Source organism: Rheinheimera sp. (genome assembly GCF_036568245.1).
Classification (GTDB): Bacteria; Pseudomonadota; Gammaproteobacteria; order Enterobacterales; family Alteromonadaceae; genus Alishewanella.
Map to the genome: position 1 here is coordinate 1 of NZ_DATCSY010000142.1, position 9,816 is coordinate 9,816.

The 9,816-nt window shown below is 51.8% G+C and carries 10 protein-coding genes; 5 read left to right on the top strand and 5 right to left on the bottom strand.

Annotated features, from left to right (window positions below; translation table 11 throughout):
• The first annotated feature begins 385 nt into the window (after positions 1 to 385).
• Together VIN66_RS06135 and VIN66_RS06140 are read left to right on the top strand one after the other, a co-directional pair.
• The gene (locus VIN66_RS06135) at positions 386 to 1,831 is read left to right on the top strand and encodes a serine hydrolase domain-containing protein (RefSeq protein WP_331923145.1); all 1,446 of its coding nucleotides are present in this window, start codon (positions 386 to 388) and stop codon (positions 1,829 to 1,831) included.
• A 164-nt stretch (positions 1,832 to 1,995) separates the two neighbouring features.
• Positions 1,996 to 2,310, top strand: coding sequence for a DMT family transporter (locus tag VIN66_RS06140; protein ID WP_331923146.1), 315 nt, complete (start codon positions 1,996 to 1,998; stop codon positions 2,308 to 2,310).
• Positions 2,311 to 2,312: 2 nt separating this feature from the next.
• On the opposite strand, the gene VIN66_RS06145 is transcribed toward VIN66_RS06140, so the two are convergent.
• From VIN66_RS06145 to VIN66_RS06155, 3 genes are all read right to left on the bottom strand, one after another.
• On the bottom strand, positions 2,313 to 3,041 hold the full coding sequence (locus VIN66_RS06145; RefSeq protein WP_331923147.1) for a transporter substrate-binding domain-containing protein: 729 nt from the start codon (positions 3,039 to 3,041) through the stop codon (positions 2,313 to 2,315).
• A 127-nt stretch (positions 3,042 to 3,168) separates the two neighbouring features.
• Entirely contained in the window at positions 3,169 to 4,095 is a 927-nt protein-coding gene (locus VIN66_RS06150; protein ID WP_331923148.1) for a DMT family transporter, read from the bottom strand.
• 85 nt (positions 4,096 to 4,180) lie between these two features.
• Entirely contained in the window at positions 4,181 to 4,945 is a 765-nt protein-coding gene (locus tag VIN66_RS06155) for an SDR family NAD(P)-dependent oxidoreductase (RefSeq protein WP_331923149.1), read from the bottom strand.
• 108 nt (positions 4,946 to 5,053) lie between these two features.
• Between VIN66_RS06155 and VIN66_RS06160 the strand changes: the two genes are divergently transcribed.
• Positions 5,054 to 5,965 (top strand): LysR family transcriptional regulator, encoded by a 912-nt coding sequence (locus VIN66_RS06160; protein ID WP_331923150.1) that lies wholly within the window; start codon positions 5,054 to 5,056, stop codon positions 5,963 to 5,965.
• 9 nt (positions 5,966 to 5,974) lie between these two features.
• Here the strand turns inward: VIN66_RS06160 and VIN66_RS06165 are convergent, their stop codons facing one another.
• Both VIN66_RS06165 and VIN66_RS06170 read right to left on the bottom strand, forming a co-directional pair.
• Positions 5,975 to 6,874: an AraC family transcriptional regulator gene (locus VIN66_RS06165; RefSeq protein ID WP_331923151.1), complete on the bottom strand. Its 900-nt coding sequence runs from the start codon at positions 6,872 to 6,874 to the stop codon at positions 5,975 to 5,977.
• 122 nt (positions 6,875 to 6,996) lie between these two features.
• On the bottom strand, positions 6,997 to 7,608 hold the full coding sequence (locus VIN66_RS06170) for a TetR/AcrR family transcriptional regulator (RefSeq protein WP_331923152.1): 612 nt from the start codon (positions 7,606 to 7,608) through the stop codon (positions 6,997 to 6,999).
• Positions 7,609 to 8,099: 491 nt separating this feature from the next.
• On the opposite strand from VIN66_RS06170, the gene VIN66_RS06175 reads away from it, so the two are divergent.
• Positions 8,100 to 9,314: an efflux RND transporter periplasmic adaptor subunit gene (locus VIN66_RS06175; RefSeq protein ID WP_331923153.1), complete on the top strand. Its 1,215-nt coding sequence runs from the start codon at positions 8,100 to 8,102 to the stop codon at positions 9,312 to 9,314.
• A 10-nt stretch (positions 9,315 to 9,324) separates the two neighbouring features.
• Positions 9,325 to 9,816 (top strand): efflux RND transporter permease subunit (locus VIN66_RS06180; protein ID WP_331923154.1); only part of this gene is annotated, 492 nt, incomplete at its 3' end.

A 9,816-nucleotide genomic window follows, 5' to 3' on the forward strand; every position in this document is an offset into this window, starting at 1 on the left:
CCGTTTTTACCTCGCCACTTGCCGGAAATACCGCAAATTCATTTAACGAAAAGCCGTGTTGCAAACTGTTTTTGGCGGGTGCGGCCTGGACCGGCAGTGCTGAGCTAATATCCAATATATTGATATCCCTGATTATTATTGAGCTTAACGTTTTCCGAACAAAAACTGCATGCTTTGTTTATCGCCAAATTCTCCGCGCTGTAAAACACTGGGCCGCTGCATGTGGCAAACAAAGGATCCTTACAGGTGCATGCATATTGCTGATAGCAGACCGTTAAAGTCAATTTTGTCGGAGTAATTTATGAAGCGAAATAAAATATCGCCAGTGTTGTGGCTTTTTAACCTAGGAGTGAGGCACGCAAAGAGCGTAATCCAAACGCTTGGATTGTTAACGCTGTTTTGCTTAAGTGCCGCAGTTCGGGCAGAAACCAGCACCACGGATGCAGATGCGAGTAAACCTGAACGCTATCAGCTGGCCATGGCGGCAGCGCTTGAAATGCTGGCAAGTGACAACGCTGATGCCGTTGAGCAGTTCGTCGATCAGCACTTGTCAGAGGATACGCTAAACGGCTTTTCCGGCCAGGGGCGCGAGCGTTATGTTGGTTATTTGCGCGACACTAAGCGCTTTCACGCCAGCTTGTCGCTACTTTCCCAGCTGGAGGTGCCAGCAGCCCAGCGCCGGCTCAGAGCCCGCATGTACTCGTCGAACACTGAGCAAAACTACATTCTGACAATAAATTACAGCGCCGAAGCGCCATTTAAAGTCAGGTCGATTTATCTTGATGCTGACACGGCACAATCACAGAGCAGCGGGCCACTTAACCGGCAGCAGCTGATAACGGAGCTGGCTGGCTATGTCGATCGTCTGGCGGCACGGGGCATCTTTTCCGGCACTGTGCTGCTGGCCGATCAGCAGGAAGTACTGTACCAAAGCGCAAAAGGCATGGCGGACTTGCGTTTTCAGGTGCCTAATACTTTGCAAACTAAGTTCAATCTGGCGTCGATGAATAAGATGTTTACCGCTGTCAGCATATTGCAGCTGGTTGCAGAGGATAAACTGGCGCTGGACGACAAACTGGTGAAGTACCTGGATCGTTCGTTGTTTGGCGCAGGTAATTTTGATGCTATTACCATTGCCCAGCTGCTGACGCATACCGCCGGTTTAGGCTGGCCGGAGTTTCCGGAAGGGACACAACTTAAGCTGAGAAACCATGCTGATTACAAACCGCTGTTAAACAAAATTCCTCTGGCGGCAGAGCCCGGTAGCAGCTTTCGCTACAGCAACGAGGGCATGTTGTTATTAGGGATGGTGATAGAAGCAGTATCTGGGCAGTCTTATGATGATTATGTCCGGCAGCACATTTTTGCCCGTGCAGGGATGACGCACAGTGGTAATTTTGACCTGGACAGCATTACGCCTGATCTGGCAACGGGCTATTTTTACTCTTCAGAGCTAAACAGTATGCAAGCGAACTGGTTTATCCAGGGCGTTAAAGGCACTGCGGCCGGTGGCGGTTACTCCACAGTCGATGATTTGCACAAGTTTGCTGTGGCGCTGACCGGCAATACCTTATTGCCTAAAGCCCTGACCGAACAGGCCTATAGCGCAAAACCAGCATTAAACTCACCGAATTATGGCTACGGTTTTGCGGTGCGCGCCAATCATAACGGCCGTATTGTTGGCCATGCTGGTGAGTTTATTGGTGTAGCCAGTGCTCTGCAGCTGTATCAGGATAAAGGTTTCATTCTGGTAGTACTGGCCAATCAAAGCTTTGCCAGTGAACCAGTAATGGCCAAAGTGGATAGCCTGCTTAGTGTCCTGACGGAATAGACTATTTGAAGGGGGAAGACCCGCGCACTGAAGGGGTCAAAAGAAGCTTGTTGTTCATCAGCTGCTTTGCCATAATGCGCGCGTTTTAACCCTTCTGGAAGTGAGGACGACCTCACCGCTCCATTTCATCCGGGGACGGCCCCATCACTGAAATGGAGTGTACTATGTCTTGGATCCTTTTATTTATTGCGGGTGTGCTGGAAGCCGGTTGGTTAGTCGGCATCGAAAAATCAGCCTCTTTTAGCAAAATGCCTTATGTCATTTTCGCCGTGGCCTGCATGACCGCCAGCCTGGTATTGTTTGGTTTATCGTTAAAAGATATACCGGCGCCGACGGCTTATCTGGTGTGGCTGGCAGTCGGGGTTGTGTCAATTACGCTGATTAACCATGTGTTTTTCGACCAGCTTATCACAATAAAACAGCTGGGCTGTTTTGCGCTGATTATTGCCGGCGTGGTTGGCCTTAAACTAAGCCATTAAGGCTACTGATTCGCTTGCTGAAAATACTTCAGCTGAAGCTGCTGGTACTCTTTGCTCAGCTGAAACAGCTGCAGCGCCTGATCAAAGCGCTGCACCAGCCAGGGATCGCGCCCGAGCAGATGGTAACTGTTTTTACCAAACAGTGGCAGTTGCTGCAGGCTCTGATCGCCGGGCGCTAGCTGGCGGTAGTAGTACTCGAAGATGTTTTTATCCATTACCAGCGCATCTATCCGGCCTTTTAACAGCATGGCGGGCAGCTGATGCTGCTCTACCACCTCCAGGTAACTGCTAAAGCCTGGCATAACAGCGGCGTAAGCAGGTGGTAAATACAGCCGGGCATTTTGAAATGCCATTACCCGCCGGCCCGTTAAATCGTCCAGTGTTTGCACCGGCGGCTGCAGATCGCTGCGGGTAATCAGCACATTTTCGTAGCTGATATAGGGCAGAGTGGCATAGGTGCCATCGGGAGTACTGCGTTGCAGCGAGACAAAATCAGCGACACCTTGCTTAAATAATTCCAGCAGGCGGCCATTGGGGCTATGAATAAATACCGCACAGCGGTGCATTTTCAGGCTGACCTGCTGTAACAGTTCCAGCTCGTATCCGCTTTGGGTCGCCACTTCGATGTAGGGAGGTTTTTCCACGCCAACCAGAAAGCTAAGCTCAGGCCACTGGCATGACTGTGCCGGCCAGCAACCAAACAACAGCAGTATTGTGACTGCTAACTTCATCGATACTCCGCTTTTGCCAACTGAATGCCGCCGATTTCAGGCGACATGTTCAGTACTATAGCAGCTGCGGTGAAATTGGCAGCGGCGTTTCGGTGCTGACGCCGCTTTTAGCTGTTGCTGTTTCTGCTCAGGGTAATTCTGGCTGTGCGGCTACCGCAGGTTTAAACAGCAGCGCCTTAATTTTGGCAAAAGGTGTCAGTACCAGCGCATTACCCAGCAGCACCAGTGCAAAGCCGCTAAAGGTGTAGCTGGTCCAGACAAAGTCTTCAAATAAAGTGCTTAATACCACCGCAACCAGTGGAAACAGCACTATGGTATAGCTGGCTTTTTCCGGTCCCATACCTTTTAACAGCGCGAAGTAGGTCGCAAACGCTATCACAGAGCCAAATACCGCCAGATACAGCAAAGAAATGATATAGGCCGGCGCGGTGCTGAAGGTAAAGCTGGTGCCACTTAAGCCTACCATCAACGCCAGCATAACAGTGCCATACAGCATGCCCCAGGCGTTTACCTGCGTTATGGGCAGGCCGGCACGCGAATTGCGTACGCTGGCCATGTTACCAAGCGATGCGCTGAGCGCGCTGCCCAGTACCAGTATCAGCCCGAGCAGACTGGCGTTGGTCAGGTCCAGCCCGTCTAAATCCGGCCAGAACAGTACAACGATGCCGGCAATGCCCATCAAAGCGCCGAAGTAAATCCGTTTTGCCACCGGCTTGCCGAAGAACAACCGGGTGTTGACGATGTTCATCAGCAGCATAGTGGTAAAAGCAATGGCGGTCATGGCAGAGGTCAGGTATTGTTGGGCCTGATAAATCAGAATGTAATTCAGGGCAAAATTAAACAGCGCCAATAGCGCTATAAAACCATGATCTTTCGCACTAAAGCGCATTGGCAGACGCCGCCACAGGCAGTACAGCCACATCAGCAGCGCAGACAAGGCAAAACGGTAGGTCAGCGAGGCTTCTACTGCAACCTCGCCAAGTTGAAACTCAATAGCGAACCAGGTAGAACCCCAGATTAAAACTGTGATTAGGTACAGCAGAATGTTTTGCATAAAGGTGCCACTGCAGCAGCAAGAAAGGCGCCTATGATACGGCCTTTTTTGCTTTCTGGCAGTGGCTGACGCAACAATATTTTTGTTACAAGAACATACCGCCAGAGGCCTCAATGCGCTGGGCGTTGATCCAGCCCGCCTGCTCTGACAGCAGCAAGCTGACAACACCACCAATATCATCGGCCTGGCCGACGCGGCCCAGTGCGGTCTGGCTGGCCAGATACTGATTTACGCTATCATTGTCGCGCACAGTACCGCCGCCGAAGTCGGTAGCGATAGCGCCCGGCGCCAGCACGTTCACACGGATGCCACGCGGCCCAAGCTCCTTTGCCCAGTAACGGGTTAAGGTCTCCATTGCGCTTTTCATTGCAGCATAAGCGCCGTAACCCGGCACGGCAAAGCGGGTTAAACCGGTGGAGACATTTAAAATCCGGCCCTGATCGGCCAGCAATGGCAACAGCTGCTGAGTCAGAAAATAGGGCCCTTTGACATGTATTTTCATCAGCAAATCAAATTGCTGCTCAGTGGTATCGGCAAAAGGCACATTGACGCCAATACCTGCATTGTTCAACAAATAATTAAAGCTGTCGCGGCCCCAATGCTGCTGCAACTGCTGCTTTACGCTGCCAGCAAAGGCCGCAAAGCTGCTGCTGTCGGCGACATCAAGTGGCAGCGCCACGGCTTTTCGGCCCAGCCATTCAATTTCGCTGACCACGGCCTGCGCTGCAACCGCGTTTTGCTGGTAGGTCAGAATAATATCGGTGCCTTGTTGCGCCAGCGCCAGAGCGGCATTCTTGCCCAGGCCGCGGCTGCCGCCGGTGATTAAAGCGATAGGTGCTGTAGTGGTCATAGCTTGCTCCGTATGAGTTGTTAAGTAACGAAGCTCAGTTTATTGATTGTTTTAATGCTGATAAACATGCTAAAAATGGTAAAACTGTTTTGTAATAATGGACAATAAGTGCAGGACAAGCTACAGGCGTTGCAAATGTTTATCCGGGTAGTACAGCTTGGCAGCTTTACCAAAGCCGGTGCCAGCCTGGGCTTATCAAAAACCCATGTGTCTAATGTGGTGCAGCAGCTGGAGCAACATTTAGGCTGTCGTTTATTGCACCGCACTACGCGCCGTGTCAGCCTGACGCAGGATGGTCAGTTGTGTTATGACCGCAGTTTGTTGTTGCTGGATGAGTATCAGGAACTTGAAAACCTGTTTCAGCAGCAAAGTAGCCAGGTAAGCGGGGTGCTGCGACTGGATATGTCGACCGGTATGGCGCGGCATATATTGATGCCGCAGTTGCCTGACTTTATGCAGCAGTACCCGAATATCCGGCTGGAGGTAAGCAGCACCGACCGTAAAGTCGATTTGGTGGCAGAGGGCTTTGACTGCGTGATCCGGGTGGGCAGTGTCGGCGACGAAGGTCTGGTGGCGCGTAAACTGGCGCAGTTACCGATGCGAAATCTGGCCAGCCCGGCCTATATTGCCCGCTTTGGCACGCCACAAAACCTGGCAGACTTAGCACAACATCAACTGGTGCATTACGTCAGCGTATTGGGGCAGCACAATAGCTATTTTGAATATACCGAACACGGCCAGGAAAAAACATTGTCGATGCCGGGTATGGTGACAGTGAACAATGCAGACGCCTACACTGCAGCTTGCCTGGCGGGGCTGGGGATTATTCAGGCTCCGGTGATTGGCGCCGCGGCTTATCTGCAAAGCGGGGCGCTGCTGGATATTTTGCCGCAGCATCGCTGTGCACCTATGCCGGTGTGGTTATTGTACCCGCACCGGCGTCATGTCAGCCGCCGGTTGCAGGTATTTATGCAGTGGTTTGAACAGCAGCTGCAGCAGTATCTGCAGGCATTTCAGTAAGATTACGCTTCAGATGGTCTGGCGGAATCTGGCCACATCGGCCTTGGGTGGCGCACCAAATAACCGGCTGTATTCACGGCTAAACTGTGACGGGCTTTCGTAACCCACTTTATAGCTGGCTGTTGCGGCTTCCAGCCCCTCGTACAGCATAATTCTGCGGGCTTCGTTAAGGCGCAGCTGCTTTTGAAATTGCAGCGGCGACATCGACGTGACCGCTTTAAACGCCTGAAACAGTGCCGATTCACTTAAATGCGCCACATCGGCCAGCTCTTTTATGCGCAGCGGCTGGTTAAAACGCTGGCGCAGCGTATCAATAACCTTACCGATGCGGCTGGCCTGACTGTCGAGCAGCGTAAACTCGCGCAGATGGCTGCCGGCCGGCCCTAACAGTAAGCGGTAAAGCAGCTCGCGTTTTAACAGTGGGTACAGTACGGCAATATCCTGCGGCCGCTGCAACAGCGCAAAAATACGCTGAAACACCGATAGTAAGTCCAGATCTGCATCGCCGATACTGATGCCACGGGCTGGCTGAGGCTGACGCGGCACCTTGTCGCCCAGGTCGATCACCAGCTCGGTCAGTTCGCGCAAATCCAGGCTGATACTGACACCGAGGTAAGGTTCATTGCTGCTGGCACGGATAATTTTACCACTGACCGGCAACATCACCGGTACCAGCAAATATTGCAGCGGGTTGTACTGCAGCATGTCTTCACCCAGCAGGATCTGCTTACTGCCCTGCAATAACAGGCAAAGTGTCGGTTCGTATAAGGTGGGGGTAGCTGATGTTGGTGCATTACTGCGGTACAGCTTCAAGCCGGGTACACAGCTTTCATTGATACCGGTATCTTTTAGCAGCTGCTGCAAAGGTTGCAGCATTTGCTGACGTAGTACTTCGCGTTGCTCTGTCACAGGCTGCCCTCCGCAATGTGAATTGCAGCAGTATAGGCATAGCAGGCTGCTTTGCCTATGGTTGGCAGCAGCCTGTGTAGGATTAGGCAATAAGTATGGAGTTTAAGGCAGATTCCATTGCTTTAAGCGCGTGGGAATGCCTGCAAAGTCATTTGTGCTACCAGCCGTAATTGGTCGCAGGTTGCACCATTATTGGCTTGAATCGCCATACCCTGCAGCACGGTACCAAGGTAACGCGCCAGGGTTTCGGCGTCAGCATCGGCAGGTAAATCGCCTTCGGCTTTTGCCCGTTCAAAGCGGTCACGTAGTTTTTGCTCGCCTTCAACCCGGCGGTTAATTAAGGCTTCTTTCACGGTGGCAGCAGCTTCACTGCATGACAACGCACCCTGCACCACCACGCAGCCTTGTGGGTGGCTTTGATCCGCCATATTGGTTGCCGCGCCATATAACATATGCTCGGCTACCTGATAGGCAGTAGGTTTTTCCAGCGCCGGTAAAAAGAACGAACAGGGGCGGCTTTCGTACAGCTCAATCGCTTTTAAAAATAACTGTTCTTTATTACCAAAGGCAGCATACAGGCTAGGTTTGTTGATACCCATAGCTTCAGTCAGATCTGATAAAGACGTGCCGTCATAACCTTTACGCCAAAACACTTCCAGCGCTTTTTCCAGTGCGGTGTCCATATCAAAGGCACGTGGCCGTCCAACATTCGGGGTACAACTTATTGCTGACATGGTTCAGCTCCTGCATTAAAACTTGCTTATATACTAAACAGCAAAAGACCCCGTGTCTAGTAAGGGTTATTTACCTTACAGTACAGAAATCTTTCCGCTAACACCTGCTAAGACCACTTATACCCCTGAGGGTTCACTGTGTTTGCCAACAATGGCCTGTGGAGTTTCAGGCAAGAATGCCCGAGCATCCGGCATTAACCCACGGCGGCACAGCGCGTAAACTAACGTCATAAGCTGGCAGTAGCCTCTGTCAGTTTGCTTGTTTTACTGCACTGCAATGGTGCTGATTCAGCGTTAGAACAAATTCGTCTGTAGTATAAATAAATTTATTTACCAACCGGTACAAAAATAGGTTGACTGTTTTGTTGCGTCCTATATATTTACCGAACGGTACATAACTGGCAAGTTTTATTTGTTGCTTTTTTAGCAGCGAGAAACAAAAAAGCGTGGAGATTAACGTCATGAGTACGAAAAACACTGTAAGAACTTTTATGTTAGGAAGCGTAGCTGCCCTGGTGTTGGCTGCTTGTGGCAATCCGGAAGCGGCTGATCAGGCGCAGGCACAGGCCGCGCCTTTGGTCAGTGTGGCGCAGGTGGTATATGAGCGCGTGACCGAGTGGGATGAGTTCACCGGCCGGCTGCAGGCACCGCAAACGGTAAATCTGGTACCGCGGGTATCAGGCTATATTGAGCAGGTGCACTTTAGTGAAGGTGCTCTGGTACAAAAAGGTGATCTGCTGGTGCAAATAGACCCGCGGCCTTTTGCTGCCGAAGTAGCACGGTTAAAAGCCGAGCTGCAAAGCGCGAAAAGTGCGTCTGTGCTGGCTGATGCCGAATACAGCCGGGCAGAGAAACTGAGCAGCCAGCGCGCTATTTCCGCTGAAGTGCTCGATAGCCGTTTAGCGCGTAAACAGCAAACTGCAGCAACAGTGGCCTCAGTCAGTGCAGCACTGCAGCGTGCTGAGCTGGATTTAAGCTACACCAGCATTCGCGCGCCGATCAGCGGCCGGGTGTCTTATGCCCAGGTCACCGCGGGTAACTACGTCAATGCCGGCCAAAGCCAGCTGACCAGCCTGGTGTCTACCGACAAAATGTATGCCTACTTCGACGTAGACGAGCAAACCTATCTGAAATATGCCCGCCTGGCACAGGACGGTAAACGTGCTGATACCCGTGATGAAGCGGCAAACCCGGTGTATATGGCATTGGCCAGTGAAACCGGCTTTAACCACATTGGCCATGTCGACTTTGTTGATAACCGCATTGATGCCCAAACCGGCACTATCCGCATCCGTGCCAGTTTTGCCAATACTGAAAACGACCTGTTACCCGGGTTATTTGCCCGTATCCGCCTGGTCGGCAGTGACAGCTACGACGGTGTGCTGATTGATGAGAAAGCGGTTGGTACTGACTTAAACAACAAGTTTGTGCTGGTGGTAAATGCCAGTAACCAACTGGAGTACCGCGCTATTACGCTGGGCGAGAAAGTCAATGGCTTGCGTATTGTGACTGACGGCCTGGCGGCGACAGACAAAATTGTCGTTAACGGCTTACAGCGCGTGCGGCCAAATATGCAGATTGAACCCAAACTGGTTGAGATGGCCAGCAGCGAGCAACTGGTAAAGCTGCGCAGTGAGCAGCAGCAGTTGGATCAAACCAGCAATGCACTGACTGCACAGACAGACAGCACGAAAGACCGCGGTTAAGGAGACACCCATGTTATCGCAATTTTTTATCCGGCGGCCGATTTTCGCCGCTGTTATCTCACTGCTGTTCTTTATCACCGGTGCGATAGCAGTATGGCAGCTGCCGATCACTGAGTACCCGGAAGTGGTGCCACCGACTGTGGTGGTTACAGCGAACTATCCGGGCGCTAACCCCAAAGTTATTGCTGAAACGGTGGCCTCGCCACTGGAGCAGGAAATTAACGGCGTTGAAAGCATGCTGTATATGTCATCGCAAGCCACGTCTGATGGCCGCATGACATTAACGGTGACTTTCGCTATCGGTACTGATGTCGATCTGGCGCAAACCCAGGTGCAGGCGCGGGTAGACCGCGCCATGCCAAGGCTGCCGCAGGAAGTGCAGCGTTTAGGCGTTGTCACTGAAAAATCATCACCGGATTTAACCATGGTGGTGCATTTAACCTCGCCTGACGAGCGTTACGACATGCTGTATCTGTCGAACTACGCCGCGCTGAATGTGAAA